General features: G+C 69.6%; 15 protein-coding genes. 10 read left to right on the top strand and 5 right to left on the bottom strand.

The features are described from left to right. Positions 1-10: 10 nt before the first annotated feature. The 6 genes from ilvN to ACZ7J0_RS17165 all read left to right on the top strand — a co-directional run bounded on the left by ilvN (position 11) and on the right by ACZ7J0_RS17165 (position 6745). Positions 11-535, top strand: a complete 525-nt coding sequence (gene ilvN, locus ACZ7J0_RS17190) for an acetolactate synthase small subunit (protein WP_469119408.1) — start codon at positions 11-13, stop codon at positions 533-535. A gap of 119 nt (positions 536-654) precedes the next feature. After that, complete coding sequence (gene ilvC, locus ACZ7J0_RS17185; RefSeq protein ID WP_468706728.1) at positions 655-1656, top strand: ketol-acid reductoisomerase; 1002 nt, start codon at positions 655-657, stop codon at positions 1654-1656. 226 nt (positions 1657-1882) lie between these two features. After that, positions 1883-3475: a phosphoglycerate dehydrogenase gene (gene serA / locus ACZ7J0_RS17180; RefSeq protein ID WP_470888130.1), complete on the top strand. Its 1593-nt coding sequence runs from the start codon at positions 1883-1885 to the stop codon at positions 3473-3475. Between the two features lie 91 nt (positions 3476-3566). Next, positions 3567-4142 carry a TetR/AcrR family transcriptional regulator gene (locus ACZ7J0_RS17175; protein ID WP_470888128.1) on the top strand — a complete coding sequence of 192 codons (576 nt, stop codon included), beginning with the start codon at positions 3567-3569 and terminating at the stop codon, positions 4140-4142. A 135-nt stretch (positions 4143-4277) separates the two neighbouring features. Continuing rightward, complete coding sequence (locus tag ACZ7J0_RS17170; RefSeq protein ID WP_470888126.1) at positions 4278-4805, top strand: SUKH-4 family immunity protein; 528 nt, start codon at positions 4278-4280, stop codon at positions 4803-4805. Next, positions 4802-6745 (top strand): nucleic acid/nucleotide deaminase domain-containing protein, encoded by a 1944-nt coding sequence (locus tag ACZ7J0_RS17165; protein ID WP_470888124.1) that lies wholly within the window; start codon positions 4802-4804, stop codon positions 6743-6745. The genes ACZ7J0_RS17170 and ACZ7J0_RS17165 overlap by 4 nt, the downstream gene beginning before the upstream one ends. Positions 6746-6799: 54 nt before the next feature. Here ACZ7J0_RS17165 and ACZ7J0_RS17160 read toward each other — a convergent pair whose 3' ends face one another. Next, the gene (locus ACZ7J0_RS17160) at positions 6800-8041 is read right to left on the bottom strand and encodes a PucR family transcriptional regulator (RefSeq protein ID WP_470888122.1); all 1242 of its coding nucleotides are present in this window, start codon (positions 8039-8041) and stop codon (positions 6800-6802) included. Between the two features lie 174 nt (positions 8042-8215). Here ACZ7J0_RS17160 and ACZ7J0_RS17155 point away from each other — a divergent pair, with 174 nt between their 5' ends. The 3 genes from ACZ7J0_RS17155 to ACZ7J0_RS17145 all read left to right on the top strand — a co-directional run bounded on the left by ACZ7J0_RS17155 (position 8216) and on the right by ACZ7J0_RS17145 (position 11213). Beyond that, positions 8216-9196, top strand: a complete 981-nt coding sequence (locus ACZ7J0_RS17155; RefSeq protein WP_470888120.1) for a proline dehydrogenase family protein — start codon at positions 8216-8218, stop codon at positions 9194-9196. A 36-nt stretch (positions 9197-9232) separates the two neighbouring features. Beyond that, complete coding sequence (gene pruA, locus ACZ7J0_RS17150) at positions 9233-10864, top strand: L-glutamate gamma-semialdehyde dehydrogenase (protein ID WP_470888118.1); 1632 nt, start codon at positions 9233-9235, stop codon at positions 10862-10864. 109 nt (positions 10865-10973) lie between these two features. Further along, positions 10974-11213, top strand: coding sequence for a hypothetical protein (locus tag ACZ7J0_RS17145; protein WP_470888116.1), 240 nt, complete (start codon positions 10974-10976; stop codon positions 11211-11213). Positions 11214-11225: 12 nt separating this feature from the next. Here ACZ7J0_RS17145 and ACZ7J0_RS17140 read toward each other — a convergent pair whose 3' ends face one another. Together ACZ7J0_RS17140 and ACZ7J0_RS17135 are read right to left on the bottom strand one after the other, a co-directional pair. Further along, positions 11226-12065 (bottom strand): DUF1206 domain-containing protein, encoded by an 840-nt coding sequence (locus ACZ7J0_RS17140; RefSeq protein ID WP_470888114.1) that lies wholly within the window; start codon positions 12063-12065, stop codon positions 11226-11228. Between the two features lie 69 nt (positions 12066-12134). Beyond that, entirely contained in the window at positions 12135-13022 is an 888-nt protein-coding gene (locus tag ACZ7J0_RS17135; protein WP_470888113.1) for an alpha/beta fold hydrolase, read from the bottom strand. Positions 13023-13130: 108 nt separating this feature from the next. Here ACZ7J0_RS17135 and ACZ7J0_RS17130 point away from each other — a divergent pair, with 108 nt between their 5' ends. Then, a complete protein-coding gene (locus ACZ7J0_RS17130) occupies positions 13131-13676 on the top strand; it encodes a GNAT family N-acetyltransferase (RefSeq protein ID WP_470888111.1) in 546 nt (181 codons plus the stop codon). A gap of 42 nt (positions 13677-13718) precedes the next feature. On the opposite strand, the gene ACZ7J0_RS17125 is transcribed toward ACZ7J0_RS17130, so the two are convergent. Both ACZ7J0_RS17125 and ACZ7J0_RS17120 read right to left on the bottom strand, forming a co-directional pair. After that, complete coding sequence (locus tag ACZ7J0_RS17125) at positions 13719-14462, bottom strand: hypothetical protein (RefSeq protein ID WP_470888109.1); 744 nt, start codon at positions 14460-14462, stop codon at positions 13719-13721. Next, positions 14459-14797: a PadR family transcriptional regulator gene (locus ACZ7J0_RS17120; protein WP_470888107.1), complete on the bottom strand. Its 339-nt coding sequence runs from the start codon at positions 14795-14797 to the stop codon at positions 14459-14461. Before ACZ7J0_RS17120 ends, ACZ7J0_RS17125 begins: the two co-directional genes overlap by 4 nt. Positions 14798-14851: the final 54 nt, after the last annotated feature.

The following is a 14851-nucleotide window of genomic DNA, read 5'->3' as shown; positions in this document are numbered from 1 at the left end:
AACGACGCACATGTCCAAGCACACGCTCTCCGTCCTGGTGGAGAACACCCCCGGCATCCTGGCCCGGATCGCCGCGCTGTTCTCCCGCCGCGGCTTCAACATCGACTCGCTCGCGGTCGGTGTCACCGAACACCCCGACATCTCCCGCATCACCATCGTGGTCAATGTCGAGGACCTGCCGCTGGAGCAGGTGACCAAGCAGCTCAACAAGCTGGTCAACGTCCTGAAGATCGTCGAGCTGGAGCCCAGCGCCGCGATCCAGCGTGAACTCGTCCTGGTGAAGGTCCGTGCCGACAACGAGACCCGCTCCCAGATCGTCGAGATCGTCCAGCTGTTCCGCGCCAAGACCGTGGACGTCTCACCCGAGGCGGTCACCATCGAGGCCACCGGATCGAGCGACAAGCTCGACGCGATGCTGAAGATGCTCGAGCAGTTCGGTATCAAGGAACTCGTCCAGTCCGGCACGATCGCCATAGGGCGTGGCAGCCGGTCGATCACCGACCGCTCGCTGCGGTCGCTCGACCGCAGCGCCTGACGTCGGCCGCCGGCCCGTCCGGCGGTCCGCCAGGCGAGACCCGAACACTTCCCTCACCCCTCCCGCCGTACGGTGGGATGCAAAGCCAGCAAGACCGGCATGAACCAAGGAGAATCCCAGTGGCCGAGCTGTTCTACGACGACGACGCCGACCTGTCCATCATCCAGGGCCGCAAGGTCGCGGTGATCGGTTACGGCAGCCAGGGCCACGCCCACGCGCTGTCGCTCCGTGACTCGGGTGTCGACGTCCGCGTCGGTCTGCACGAGGGCTCCAAGTCCAAGGCGAAGGCCGAGGAGCAGGGCCTGCGCGTCGTGACGCCCGCCGAGGCCGCCGCCGAGGCCGACGTCATCATGATCCTCATCCCGGACCCGATCCAGGCCCAGGTCTACGAGGAGTCCATCAAGGACAACCTCAAGGACGGCGACGCGCTGTTCTTCGCCCACGGCTTCAACATCCGCTTCGGCTTCATCAAGCCCCCGGCCGGCGTCGACGTCGCCCTGGTCGCCCCGAAGGGCCCGGGCCACCTGGTCCGTCGTCAGTACGAGGAGGGCCGCGGCGTTCCGGCGATCGCCGCCGTCGAGCAGGACGCCACCGGCAACGCCTTCGCGCTGGCCCTCTCGTACGCCAAGGCCATCGGCGGCACCCGCGCGGGTGTCATCAAGACGACCTTCACCGAGGAGACCGAGACCGACCTGTTCGGTGAGCAGGCCGTGCTCTGCGGCGGCGCCTCGGCGCTGGTCAAGGCGGGCTTCGAGACCCTGGTCGAGGCCGGCTACCAGCCGGAGATCGCCTACTTCGAGTGCCTCCACGAGCTGAAGCTGATCGTGGACCTCATGTACGAGGGCGGCCTGGAGAAGATGCGCTGGTCGGTCTCCGAGACCGCCGAGTGGGGCGACTACATCACCGGCCCGCGTGTCATCACGGACACCACCAAGGCCGAGATGAAGAAGGTCCTCGCCGAGATCCAGGACGGCACGTTCGCCAAGAACTGGATGGACGAGTACCACGGCGGTCTGAAGAAGTACAACGAGTACAAGACGCAGGACTCCGAGCACCTGCTGGAGACCACCGGCAAGGAGCTGCGCAAGCTCATGAGCTGGGTGAACGACGAAGAGGCGTAAGCCTCGGGCGGGGCGGGTCCTTCAGGGCCCGCCCCGCTTGTCCACCGCGTCCATCCTCGTGTGGGTGAACCCTCCACCGAGGCGCATGATGGACGCGGTGGCAGCACTAGACTGCTCAACAACATTCGCGTCAGGCCCACAGCGTCGTGCGTCTTCCACGCGGCAAGCCCCTCCACCGCCTGCGGCCGTCGGGACGGCCGTCCGCACTGGATCTGTGAGGACTCACGTGAGCTCGAAACCTGTCGTACTCATCGCTGAAGAGCTGTCGCCCGCCACCGTCGACGCGCTGGGCCCGGACTTCGAGATCCGGCACTGCAACGGCGCGGACCGCGCCGAGCTGCTCCCGGCCATCACCGACGTGGACGCCATCCTGGTCCGTTCCGCGACCAAGGTCGACGCCGAGGCCATCGCCGCCGCCACCAAGCTCCGGGTCGTCGCCCGTGCCGGTGTCGGCCTCGACAACGTCGATGTCTCCGCCGCCACCAAGGCCGGCGTGATGGTCGTGAACGCCCCGACCTCCAACATCGTCACCGCCGCCGAGCTCGCCTGCGGTCTGCTGGTCGCCACCGCGCGCAACATCCCGCAGGCCAACACCGCCCTGAAGAACGGCGAGTGGAAGCGCTCCAAGTACACCGGCGTCGAGCTCAGCGAGAAGACCCTCGGTGTCGTCGGCCTCGGCCGCATCGGTGTCCTCGTCGCCCAGCGCATGTCGGCCTTCGGCATGAAGATCGTGGCGTACGACCCCTACGTGCAGCCCGCGCGCGCCGCCCAGATGGGTGTGAAGCTGCTGTCCCTGGACGAGCTGCTCGAGGCCGCGGACTTCATCACCGTCCACCTGCCGAAGACCCCGGAGACGGTCGGTCTCATCGGCGACGAGGCGCTGCACAAGGTCAAGCCCAGCGTCCGGATCGTCAACGCCGCGCGCGGCGGGATCGTGGACGAGGCCGCGCTGTTCTCGGCGCTCAAGGAGGGCCGGGTCGCCGGCGCCGGCCTGGACGTGTACGCGAAGGAGCCCTGCACGGACTCCCCGCTGTTCGAGCTCGACCAGGTCGTCTGCACCCCGCACCTCGGCGCGTCCACGGACGAGGCCCAGGAGAAGGCCGGTATCGCCGTCGCCCGCTCGGTGCGTCTCGCGCTCGCCGGTGAGCTGGTCCCGGACGCGGTCAACGTCCAGGGTGGCGTCATCGCCGAGGACGTGAAGCCGGGTCTGCCGCTGGCCGAGCGCCTCGGCCGCATCTTCACCGCGCTCGCGGGCGAGGTCGCGGTCCGTCTCGACGTCGAGGTGTACGGCGAGATCACGCAGCACGACGTCAAGGTGCTCGAACTCTCCGCGCTCAAGGGCGTGTTCGAGGACGTGGTCGACGAGACCGTGAGCTACGTCAACGCGCCGCTGTTCGCGCAGGAGCGCGGCGTGGAGGTCCGGCTGACCACCAGCTCCGAGTCGCCCGACCACCGCAATGTCGTCACCGTGCGCGGCACGCTCTCGGGCGGCGAGGAGGTCGCGGTCTCCGGCACCCTGGCCGGCCCCAAGCACCTCCAGAAGATCGTCGCCATCGGCGACTACGACGTGGACCTCGCGCTCGCCGAGCACATGGTCGTCCTGCGCTACGAGGACCGTCCCGGTGTCGTCGGCACGGTCGGCCGGATCCTCGGTGAAGCCGGGCTCAACATCGCGGGCATGCAGGTCTCCCGCGCCGAGGAGGGCGGCGAGGCGCTCGTCGTGCTGACCGTGGACGACACCGTCCCGCCGGCCGTGCTCTCGGAGATCTCCGAGGAGATCGGCGCCCGCTCGGCCCGTTCGGTGAACCTCACCGACTGACGCGGAGCACCAGTACCCGTACCAGCATCCGTACCCGGCTCCTTAGACAACCGTCTTACACGGACGTCTAAGAGCCGGGTACACTGCTGTCATGGGACACCGTGAAGATCTGCTCGAAGGCGCCAAGCACTGTCTGCTGGAGAAGGGTTACGCCAGGACGACCGCCCGGGACATCGTGGCCGCGTCCGGTACCAATCTCGCCTCCATCGGCTACCACTACGGTTCCAAGGAGGCCCTGCTCAACCAGGCCTTCCTGGCGGTGACCGAGGAGTGGGGCAACGCGGTGGGCGGCTCCGGGAAGGACGCGCCCACGCCCCCGGCCGACCCGTACGAGCGGTTCAAGGGCATCTGGGAGCAGGTCATCGCCTCGGCCGAGGCGAGCCGCGCCGTCTGGAAGCTCCAGTTGGAGATCGTCGCCCGTCTCGACGAGGACGAGAGCCTGCGGGAGGCGATCAAGGAGCCCCAGCGCGAGGGACGGCTCGGCATGGCCGAGGCCTTCCTCGGCCTGGACCCGGCCGAGAACCCGGAGAAGGCGCGGGTCGCGGGGCTGCTGTGCCAGGCGCTCTCGGCCGGCGTGATGATCCAGTGGATGGTCGACCCGGAGACGGCACCCTCGGCGGAGGACCTCACCGAGGGGCTGAAGGTGCTGATGGGGCAGGGGAATTGACCGTTGATCCGGGGTCTGCCTGAAGACGTCCCTCCACGCCGTCCGGCCCGACATACTTCCGGTACGGGAACCGCAACGGTTCGTCGCGCAGTCTGAGAAAGACCATCGGCAAACGGCGACAAGGACACGTCGACCATGGATGTGCTGACTGATGCGCTACGCCAGGAGATCAAAGAGGCGTGGAGCGACGGCGGGCTGGCGCCGGTACCGCCGGAACGGGTTCCGGCCGACACCGTCCCTCCCACCAGCAGGGCATTGCTGACCGAGGTCGGTCTGCCGACCCGGTACAGCGAACTGATCACTTTCCCCCAGGACGAACGGCTGCTGCGGCCGGTCACGGTGGCGGGCGTGGAGTACCTCGCGCTGGCCGAGGAATCCGGAGGGCCGGTCGCGTTGCAGGCACACACCGACGAGGTGTGGGTGCCGGGCGCCGCCGACCGCGACCAGCCGATGTTCGTCAACAGCCACCCGGGGTTCCTGGTGCTGTTCGTCGGCATTCTGCTGCCACTGGTCGACGAGCTGCGTGACCGGGAACCCGCCGAGGTCGACGCACGGCTGGACGCGGTCGAGGCACGGTTCGCCGCGCATGACGCCGCCGCGCTCGCCGATCCGGACAGCTGGTGGCCCACCGTGTTGGCGGAAGCAAGGGAGGGGTACTTGTGAGCCGATTAGCCCGCCTGGCGCTCATCGGCCTCGTCGGCCTGATCGCCACGCTGCTCGGCGCGACAGGCGCGCTGCCGGCAGTGGCCCACCCCGTCTCCTCGGCCCCGCCGGCTCCGGGAAAGACCACCAAGGTGCCGTTCGGCAGCACCTTCATCGCCAAGATCAACAACATGTACCGGGCGCGCTACCGCATCGAGCCGACCAGGAACGTGGCCACGTTCCAGTACACCAAGGACGGCAAGACCTACTACGTGACGGCGGCGTCGGTGTCGTCGCTGGGCAAGGGCCCCAAGGTCGCGGTGTTCAACGTCAGGGACGCCCAGGGAAGGCTGGTGCGGTTACCCGACGGGGACGGCCCGCTGCGCGACGAATTCCGGGTGAAGAACGAAACCGAACAGGTGGGGCCGAACGAGAAGGACACCCGGCAATCGGTGAGCGGAAAGCATTCCGAACAACTCATCGACATGGTCCTGGAGAAGTGGGACATCCACCCCGACCGGGTGAAGGAAATCTTCACCGAGCTGGAGCCCTGCAACCTGCGTGCGAACAACTGCTCGGTGCGGGTGATCCCCAAGTACAAGAACGCCGCCGTCAGTTACAACCACGACTATCACGACGCCGCCACCAGAAAGCAGGGCGTGAAGGACCTGGTGTCGGACGTACGGGACTTGTACGAGGAAATCGACGAGCTCCAGGTGATGTTCCGGGACACCAAGAACCCGGTAGCGGCAGGAGAACTGGCCAACCTGCTCACAGGACTCGGTGTACCGCCGCCCGGTGGCATCGACTTCTCCGCGCTGCAGTTGCGTTATCTCTCGGACGCGCCTCCCGGAGAGGGCCAAGGGCTGCGCTACGCCTTCAGCACGGCTCCCGGAGGAAACCCGGATCCGGCGGTCGGGCGCACGGCGGCGCTGCAGTCCTCGGACGCCTTCTTCGTGTGGCTGGAGCTCACCCCGGACAAGTTCTGGGTGAACCTCAACCCGTCGGAACCGGACCGGATCGTCGACCCGAAGTTGGGCAGTACCGACGCCGGACGCATCCTGTTGCAGGCGGATCTCCGGATGAAGAAGACGGTGGGCAAGCTGATCCATCCGGACAGCACATTGGGCAAGCAGTTCTGGGGGCAGCTGAAGTCCAGTGGCAACCGGATCTGCCTGTCGTTCCGGCAGTGGATCGTGCCCGCGCCGGCGACCGTCCGGCAGGACGGCGACAGCCTCTACATCATGGATGCGCCGCTCGAGGTGAAACTGGAGTCGGACTATCTCGCCAAGCACGGGATCTCCGGCAACGGCCGAGCCTGTCCCGCGCCGGACAAGGCGATCGAGAGCAACAACGAGCGGGTGTTCCGCACGCTGATCCTGCCGAGGGTCCAGCAGGCGGTGAACACCGCGCCGGACTACGCCGACCTGCGCAGGGTGTATCTGAGCAGGGTGGCGGCCGAGTGGTACCGGCAGCGCAGCGCCCGTCAGGAGACCACCTACGGCCATCTGATCGACCGCAATGACGTGCGTCGCTGGCCGGCCCGTGCCACCTGGTCGTCGCGACAGGTGTTCGACCAGTACGTCGACTCGTACAAGAACGGCGAGTTCAACGTCACCCGTAAACGTCGGGACGGCCAGTACATCTACACCCACACCTATGTCTACGGCGGGGTCGACTTCAGCAGTGTTCCGTTCGTCAAGGTCGACGCCACCGCGTTCCAGAAGCGCTGGGGCGACCTCTCCAAGGTGGTGGACGGTTCCGTGAGCCGGCCGACCTCCGACGGTCGCGGGGGCATCTGGCTCGGTTCCTCGCCCGCGGCCGCCCCCGCGCCCGAGGCGGCGGGGGAAGAGACGTCCTCCACGTCGTCTCCGCCGTGGCTGCCGGTGGCCGCCGGTGCGGCGCTGGTCGTGGCGGTGGCGGTGCTGTGGGCCGGCCGCCGCAGACGGCGGCGGATCTAGGTCGTGTCCGGAAAGTCTTGCCTGGCGTGCGACGCCCTGCACGCACGCTAGGCCCTACAGCTTCGCCGCCTTGAGTGCCATGTGCAGCAGCAGACGGTCCTCGCCTTCGTCCAGGTCCAGGCCCGTCAGCTGTTCCACCCGCGACAGCCGGTAGTACAGCGTCTGCCGGTGGATCCCCAGGGCCGCCGCCGTGCGGCCCGCCTGGCCCGCGTGGTCGAGGAACACCTCGGCCGTGCGGGCCAGTTCCGCGTGCGCCGGCTGCAGCAGAGGGCGGACCGCCGGATCGTCGTGTGCGGTCGGGAGGGCGGTGAGCAGACGGTACGGACCGATGTCCGCCCACTGGGCCACCTCGCCGAGGCGGGGCTGGGCGGCGGTCGCGCGGGCCGCGGCGGTGGCCTCGCGCCAGGAGACGTCCAGTTCGGCGAGGCCGTGCCGGGGTGTGGCGACACCGGCTGTGGCGGCCGCTCCCGCCGCGGCCCGCAGCCGGACGGCCGCCGTGACGGCGGGGGACAGGGCGCCGGGCGAGCGGAGCCGGATGAGCGCCGCGAGGGCATGAGCGCCCGGCCGTCCGTCCCCGTTCGACCCGGACCCGCGGCCGGATCCTGTGCCGGGTGAGCCCGCGCCGTGCGACCTGGACCCGCCGTCCCGGGCCGATCCGGGGCCGGCCCAGGACCACGGCACCGTACACATCGCGGCCGCGCCCGGGGCCGTACGCACCGAGGGGCTTTCGTCGCCCGGCCACGGAGCCACGCACACCAGCGCGTGCAGCCCCTCCGCTCCGGGCCCCAGCGCCGTGCGCAGCGCGGCCAGTGCCATGTCGTACTGCCAGCCGCGTTCCGCGGTCAGCGCGGCCCGCAGCTCGCGTGAGAGGTCCGCCCCGGCGCGCTCCTCGTCCGCGAGCAGCGCGCCGATCCGGGAGGCCACCTCCATCGCCGCGGCGAGCTGGGCGGGCGGAGGGCCGGGCTCGGCGTCGAGGAGCCAGACATAGCCGAGAGCCACGCCCCGGTGGCGTACGGGCAGACAGATCCGACCGCGGAAGACACCGGCGTCCGGGGCGGCCGGGATACGGACCGGGCCGGTCGCCCGGGTGATGCCGAAGCCCTCGAACCAGGCGCGCACCGCGGGCGTGGACTTCCTGGTGAGGATCGACCGGGTGCGGACCGGGTCCATGGCCGAGTCGTCGTCGCTGTCGTGGGCGCCGAAGGCGATCAGCCCGAAATCCCGGTTCTCCAGGGTGGCGGGGGCGCCGAGCAGCGCCGAGATCTCGTCGACCAGGTCCTGGTAATCGCCTTTCACCCGGACATTCTCGCACCCCCTTCAGACAGATGTCTGAGATGCCGTCCACGGATGCGTGACAGCTGTCGATGGCCGAGGATCGGAGCGATCCTTAGGTTTCACGGTGGTTCTCCGTGCTGTTCCCGGATTGTTCGGGTACGGCCTCCTTCAACCCCTGTTCCGTGGAGGTGCCCCGTGCTGGGTCCCGTGATCCTCGCCGCGTCACGCAGCGACAAGATGCGCCGTTTCGTGTCGGCCGCCCCGGGGACCAAGCAGGTCGTCGCCCGGTTCATCGCCGGTGAGACGGTCGAACAGGTGATCCCGATCGTGAAGGACACCGTCGCCAAGGGCCTCGAGGTCACCCTGGACGTCGTGGGCGAGGACATCACCACCCGCGAGCAGGCCTTCGCCGCGCGCGACGCCTACCTGGAACTCATCGAGCACCTCAAGGACCTCGGGCTCGGCACCAAGGCCGAGATGTCCATCAAGCTGTCGATGTTCGGCCAGTCCCTCCCGTCGCCCACCACCACCCTCAACGGAGGACCCTCCGGGCCCGCGGCCACATTCCCGGGCGGCCACGAGCTCGCCCTCGCCAACGTCCGCCCGGTCGTCGAGGCCGCCGCCGCGATCGGCACCACGGTCACCCTCGACGCCGAGGACCACACCACCCTCGACTCGATGTTCGCCATCCACGAGGAACTGCGGAAGGACTTCCCGCAGACCGGCTGTGTGATCCAGGCGTACCTCTTCCGCACCGAGGACGACGCCCGCCGCCTCGCCGCCGCCGGCAGCCGCGTCCGTATCGTCAAGGGCGCCTACAAGGAGCCCGCCTCCGTCGCCATCCAGGACAAGTCCGAGATCGACAAGGCGTACGTCCGCATCCTGAAGATCCTGATGGAGGGCAAGGGCTACCCGATGATCGGGTCCCACGACCCGCGCCTGATCTCCATCACGCAGGAGCTCGCCCGCCGCGCCGGGCGCAAACTGGATGAGTACGAATTCCAGATGCTGTACGGCATCCGCAGCGAGGAGCACGTCCGGCTCGCGGCCGAGGGCCACCGGATGCGCGTCTACACGGCGTACGGCACCGACTGGTACGGCTACTTCATGCGGCGCCTCGCGGAGAAGCCCGCGAACCTCCTCTTCTTCGCCCGCTCCATTCTCACCAAGGGCTGAGCTCCCACCCGACACCCCTAAGGAGTTACGGAACTCATGGACGCTGTGACCCAGGTCCCCGCCCCGGTCAACGAGCCGGTGCACGGTTACGCCCCCGGTTCGCCCGAGCGCGCCCGTCTGGAGGCCAAGCTCAAGGAGCTGGCCGAGAACCCCATCGACCTCCCGATGACCATCAACGGTGAGAAGCGCATGGGTGGCGGCGAGCGTTTCGACGTCGTCCAGCCGCACAACCACCAGGCCGTCATCGGTACCTTCGCGGCCGCCACGCAGGCGGACGCCCAGGACGCGATCGACGCCGCACTCGCCGCCGCCCCGGCGTGGCGCGCGATGTCCTTCGACGACCGCGCCGCGATCATCCTGCGCGCCGCCGAGCTGCTGGCGGGCCCCTGGCGCGAGACGCTCGCCGCCTCCACCATGCTGGGCCAGTCGAAGACCGCCCAGCAGGCCGAGATCGACACCCCGTGCGAGCTCGTCGACTTCTGGCGCTTCAACGTGAAGTACGCCCGCGACCTGCTCGCCGAGCAGCCGCCGGCGAACTCCCCGGGCGTCTGGAACCGGCTCGACCACCGCCCGCTCGAGGGCTTCGTCTACGCGATCACGCCGTTCAACTTCACGGCCATCGCCGGCAACCTGCCCACCGCCCCCGCCCTCATGGGCAACGTGGTGGTCTGGAAGCCGTCCCCGACGCAGACACACGCCGCCGTGCTCCTGATGGAGCTGCTGGAGGAGGCCGGCCTGCCGAAGGGCGTCATCAACCTGGTGACGGGTGACGGCATCGCCGTCTCGGAGGTGGCGCTGAACCACCCGTCCCTGGCCGGTATCCACTTCACCGGTTCGACCAAGACCTTCCAGCACCTGTGGAAGACGGTCGGCAACAACATCGAGAAGTACCGCTCCTACCCGCGCATCGTCGGCGAGACGGGCGGCAAGGACTTCGTCGTCGCGCACCCGAGCGCCGACCGCGCGGTGCTGAAGACCGCGCTGACCCGCGGCTCCTTCGAGTTCCAGGGCCAGAAGTGCTCCGCGTCCTCGCGTGCGTACATCCCGGCCTCCCTCTGGAACTCGGGCTTCAAGGAGGAGTTCGCGGCCGAGGTCGACGGCATCCGGATGGGTGACGTCACCGACCTGTCGAACTTCATCGGCGCCGTCATCGACGAGCGGGCCTTTGCCAAGAACAAGGCCGCTATCGACCGGGCGAAGCAGGATCCGACCTGCACGATCGTCGCGGGCGGCACCTACGACGACTCGGTGGGCTACTTCGTCCGCCCGACGGTCGTCGAGTGCTCCGACCCGGCCAACGAGGTCTTCACGACCGAGTACTTCGGCCCGTTCCTCGCGGTGCACGTCTACGAGGACGCCAAGTACGACGAGATGCTGGAGCAGATGGAGTCGGTCTCCGACTACGCGCTGACCGGCGCCGTCATCGCGAACGACCGCGCCGCGGCCGCGCACACGATGGAGAAGCTCCGCTACGCGGCGGGCAACTTCTACATCAACGACAAGTCGACCGGCGCCGTCGTCGGCCAGCAGCCCTTCGGTGGCGGCCGCGCGTCCGGCACGAACGACAAGGCCGGCGCCCCGCAGAACCTGATGCGCTGGACGCTGACCCGCGCGATCAAGGAGACGCTGGTCCCGCCGACCGACTACGGCTACCCCCACATGGGCTGATCTCCGCCCTCCCCAGACCCGCCCCCGCCCCGGCCCCCACGCCTGGACGGGGGCGGTCCACGTCCGGCGGGTCTACGCTGCGAGAAGGGGGCGTGGGAAGGAGAGAGCGATGCCTGGTTCCACCACGCTGGGCCACGGGCACCCCATCGACTGGATCGAGCACACCGACGCCGTACGGCTCGCTTCCGTGCTTCGCCAGCTGGGCGGGCTGCTGGCGGTCGACGGCCCCGACCGGCTCACCGACGCACAGGCCGGCGCGCTGTGCGCGGAGCACCCACGGGAACGGCAGGAGTTCACGGAGTGGGTCGCCGGGCTCGCGAAGGATCTGACCGCGAAGGTGTCGGCGTAGCGGATCCGCCGGTCAGAGCCGGCGCCAGCGCGCCATCGCGAAGGAGAAGACGCCGAACAGCGCGAGGCCCACGGCGACCGCGACGAGCAGCCACGGGCCGGCGGGCGTGTCGGCGAAGGTGCGCAGGGTGTCGTCCACGCCCTTGGCCTCGTCCGGCCGGTAGGTGACGGCGGCCCGCACGATGAACACCCCGACGGCCGTGAACACGACGCCGCGCGCCGCGCCGCCCGCGACGCCGGTGACGTCCACGACCTGCCGGGTCCTGCGGGTCATCTCTCCCAGCCGCAGTTGCTTGTGGAACGACCGGGCCACGGCGCGGGCGCCGATCACGATGCCCGCGATCGCGATGCCGACGCCCGCGGCGCCGACGAGCCACTGTCCGGCGGGCAGCTCCAGCACCTTCGTCGTCACATCCTGCGACTGCTGGTCGCTGGACCCGCTTCCGCTGCCGCGGTCACCGGCGGCGAAGGCCAGGACGGAGTAGGCGACGAAGGCGTAGAAGACGCAGCGGGCCGCGGACGCCAGCCGTTTGGTCGTCTTGTGACCGTCGGGGCCGGCGGCCCCGAAGAGGGCTTCGGTGAGCCTCCACAGGGCCATGCCGACCAGGCCGGCCCCGAGGGCCCACAGCAGGACGGAGCCCATGGGCTTCTCGGCCAGCTCGGCGAGCGCCCCGCCGCGGTCCGCCTGTTGCCCGGTGTCGCCGAAGGCGATCTGCAGGGCCAGCAGCCCGACGAGTACGTAGATCACCCCCCGCGCCGCGAACCCGCACCGCGCCGCCGCGTGGGTGGCCGAACTGTGAGCCGCCCTGCGGGCACTGGCGTGTCCACGAAGCGTCATCCTGTGCGTGTTCATCGGCGTACCTCCCCCTCCCCGGTTTCCCCCGGCCTCCGGGAGGAAACGGCAGGGCCGCCGGGAGACGGCTCAGGAGACGCCCGGAACGACCCGGCCGAGGAAGTCGTCGATCAGTGACGCGATCCGGGGCGCGTGGGTCTCCAGGGCGAAGTGGCCCGTCGGCAGGAGGTGGATCTCCGCGTCCGGCAGGTCGCGGCGGAAGGCCTCGGCGCCCGCCGGGACGAAGACCTGATCGCCCTCTCCCCAGACCGCGAGCAGCGGGACCCGGCCGGCGCGGAAGTACTCCTGGAAGGCCGGGTACAGCGCGAAGTTGGAGCCGTAGTCGGCGATCAGGCCGAGCTGGATGTCGTCCTGCCCCTCGCGGGCCATCAGGGCCGCGTCGTGGTGCCAGGCGTCGGGATTCAGCAGCGAGCGGTACGCCTGCGGAACGCCCGTTTCGTACTGCCATCTGATGCCGTCGAGCGAGCGGATCGCCCGCACGGGCTCCTCGGTCTCGGGTGTCCGTTCGGCGATCAGCGCGAGCACCGGCGCCCAGGCGTCGGCGCCGAGCCCCTCCTCGTAGGCGTTTCCGTTCTGGCTGATGATCGCGGTGATCCGCTCGGGGTGGGCAAGGGCGAGACGCAGGCCGATCGGGGCGCCGTAGTCCTGGATGTAGAGCGCGAACCGGTCGAGGCCGAGCTGTTCGGTGAACTCGGCTGTCAGGGCGGCCAGTTCGGCGAAGGTGTACGGGAAGTCCTGTGCGGAGGGCGCCGCCGAGTGGCCGAAGCCGAGGTGGTCGGGGGCGATGACGCGGTACCGCCGGGCGAGCCGCGGGATCAGGTCGCGGAACATGTACGAGCTCGTCGGGAAACCGTGCAGCAGGAGCAGCACCGGAGCGTCCGCCGGTCCGGCCTCCCGGTAGAAGATCTCGTGTCCGCGGACGGTGGCCGTGCGGTGATGGACCTGCGGTTCCGTCATGGCTAACCCCTCATATTGCCTTCACTGGTTAGGGTGAGGTAACCACGCCTCGCTTAACCTGTCAATTCATTTTGAGAGGTTAGAAAAGCGCCGGTGCATCATGGGCGCATGAGCGATCTCCCGCGTCTCGCCCACACCTACGAGCTGACGGCCGCCCGTCTCGCCGGGATCCGCGCCTTCCTCGACGACGCCTTCGGCGGGGACTTCAGTGACGAGGACTGGGACCACGGCCTCGGCGGCGTCCATGCGTACCTCGGGGACGACCGCGGTCTCGCCGCGCACGGCAGCGTCATCATGCGGCGGGTCGTGCACGCGGGCCGTTCCCACCGCGTCGGATACGTCGAGGCGGTCGCGGTGCGTGCGGACCGCCGCGGACAGGGCCTGGGTGGTCGCGTGATGGCGGAGCTGGAGAAGGTCATCGACCGGGCGTACGACCTGGGCGCGCTTTCCGCGTCGGACCAGGGCGCCGCGATGTACGCCTCCCGGGGGTGGAGCCTGTGGCGCGGCCGGATCGACACGCTCGCGCCCGGCGGAGTCACCCGCCTCCCCGACGAGGAGGGCTCCACCTTCCTGTGGCCGGCGGCCGGCCACCCCCTCCCGGAGCCGGCTGCCGGAGCCCTGCTCTTCGACTGGCGCGACGGCGACGTGCTGTGACCCCTCGCGTGACGTCGGCCGGTGGCCGGCCCGCCGCGCTCCTCAGCCCTCGCAGCCCTTGTCGATGTCCCGCTTGACGCCGTACACCCCGCCGGCGATGCCGCCCGCCATCGCGCACGCGACGACGTACCCGGGAAGGTCGACCGCCCCCGTCAGGGACAGCGCGACCAGCGCCAGCGTGAGGATCGCCCAGACGGCCAGCATCCACCGTCCCTTGTCGCTCAGGAAAAGCCGGCCCTTCGGCCTCTCGGGCAGGGTGTCGAGCGCCGCCGCCGGCCCCTCGCTGGCCGCCTTGGTCCGCTTGAAGTAGGCGTAGACCATCCACTCCCCGCAGATCTCCCAGCCCTCGGGCGTCAGTCGCTCCAGCACCTCGGCGCGACGCCTGCCGGATATCACCTCACGGCGGTACTCCCAGCGCAGGGCCGCGCCCGGCACCCGGCGGCAGACGAAGCGGCCGAGACCGTCGAGCCGTTCGACCTCCCAGCCCTGGTCGCCGAAGTGGGCGAGCTGCTTGCGGTCGTTGTAGATGTCCGCCGTCCAGGTCCAGATCTGCGCCTCTTGGGTCGGCTTCACGGTCGGGGTTGCCGAGCCGCCCAACTGCGCGGCGAACGCCTCGGCCGGACCGAACTCGTCCTCCGGGTCCGTGCCCGTCTCGGCGAGGTGGCCGGTGAGCTCGGCGACGGTCGAGGTGATCTGCTCCCGCGGGACCCCGGCGGTGCGGAGTGCCGTGGAGAGCGTCTCGAAGTAGGTCGTCTGCTCGGAGTGCGGCGTGTGCGGCGTCTTCATCGGGGTCCCCCTGCGTGCAGTGCGGTCTTGACGGCGGTGTGGAAGTCCAGCCAGGCGTCGGTCTCGGCGGCGAGATGGCGCCGCCCCTCGTCGGTGAGGTGGTAGTAGCGGCGCCCTGGCCCGCGCTCGGCGGCCCGGAACTCGCCCTCGGCGAGACCGGCTTCCTCGAGTCGGTTGAGTACGGGGTAGAGCGTGCCCCCCTTGATCTCCCCGAGGCCCGCCTCGGCGAGCGACTTGGAGATCTCGTACCCGTAGCTCTCGCCCTCGGTCAGGGAGGAGAGCACCAGGAGATCGAGAACTCCCTTGAGCCAACTGGATCTGCGGTCTGCGGCCATGGCTGTATTCCAGCACCACCTAGATAGGATTGCAACCTATCTAGTGAACCAATC

It is taken from the genome of Streptomyces sp. NPDC038280, from assembly GCF_055600045.1.
Note: the sequence above shows the minus strand (reverse complement) of the source record. Positions and strands in the feature narration are given on the sequence as shown.

Coding starts and splice junctions, on each gene's coding strand:
- ACZ7J0_RS17140 (WP_470888114.1), bottom strand. CDS start 12,065: ATGAACACGCACAGGATGACGCTTCGTGGACACGCCAGTGCCCGCAGG.
- ACZ7J0_RS17135 (WP_470888113.1), bottom strand. CDS start 13,022: ATGACGGAACCGCAGGTCCATCACCGCACGGCCACCGTCCGCGGACAC.
- ACZ7J0_RS17125 (WP_470888109.1), bottom strand. CDS start 14,462: ATGAAGACGCCGCACACGCCGCACTCCGAGCAGACGACCTACTTCGAG.
- ilvN (WP_469119408.1), top strand. CDS start 11: ATGTCCAAGCACACGCTCTCCGTCCTGGTGGAGAACACCCCCGGCATC.
- pruA (WP_470888118.1), top strand. CDS start 9,233: ATGGACGCTGTGACCCAGGTCCCCGCCCCGGTCAACGAGCCGGTGCAC.
- ACZ7J0_RS17145 (WP_470888116.1), top strand. CDS start 10,974: ATGCCTGGTTCCACCACGCTGGGCCACGGGCACCCCATCGACTGGATC.
- ACZ7J0_RS17120 (WP_470888107.1), bottom strand. CDS start 14,797: ATGGCCGCAGACCGCAGATCCAGTTGGCTCAAGGGAGTTCTCGATCTC.
- ACZ7J0_RS17130 (WP_470888111.1), top strand. CDS start 13,131: ATGAGCGATCTCCCGCGTCTCGCCCACACCTACGAGCTGACGGCCGCC.
- ACZ7J0_RS17175 (WP_470888128.1), top strand. CDS start 3,567: ATGGGACACCGTGAAGATCTGCTCGAAGGCGCCAAGCACTGTCTGCTG.
- ACZ7J0_RS17170 (WP_470888126.1), top strand. CDS start 4,278: ATGGATGTGCTGACTGATGCGCTACGCCAGGAGATCAAAGAGGCGTGG.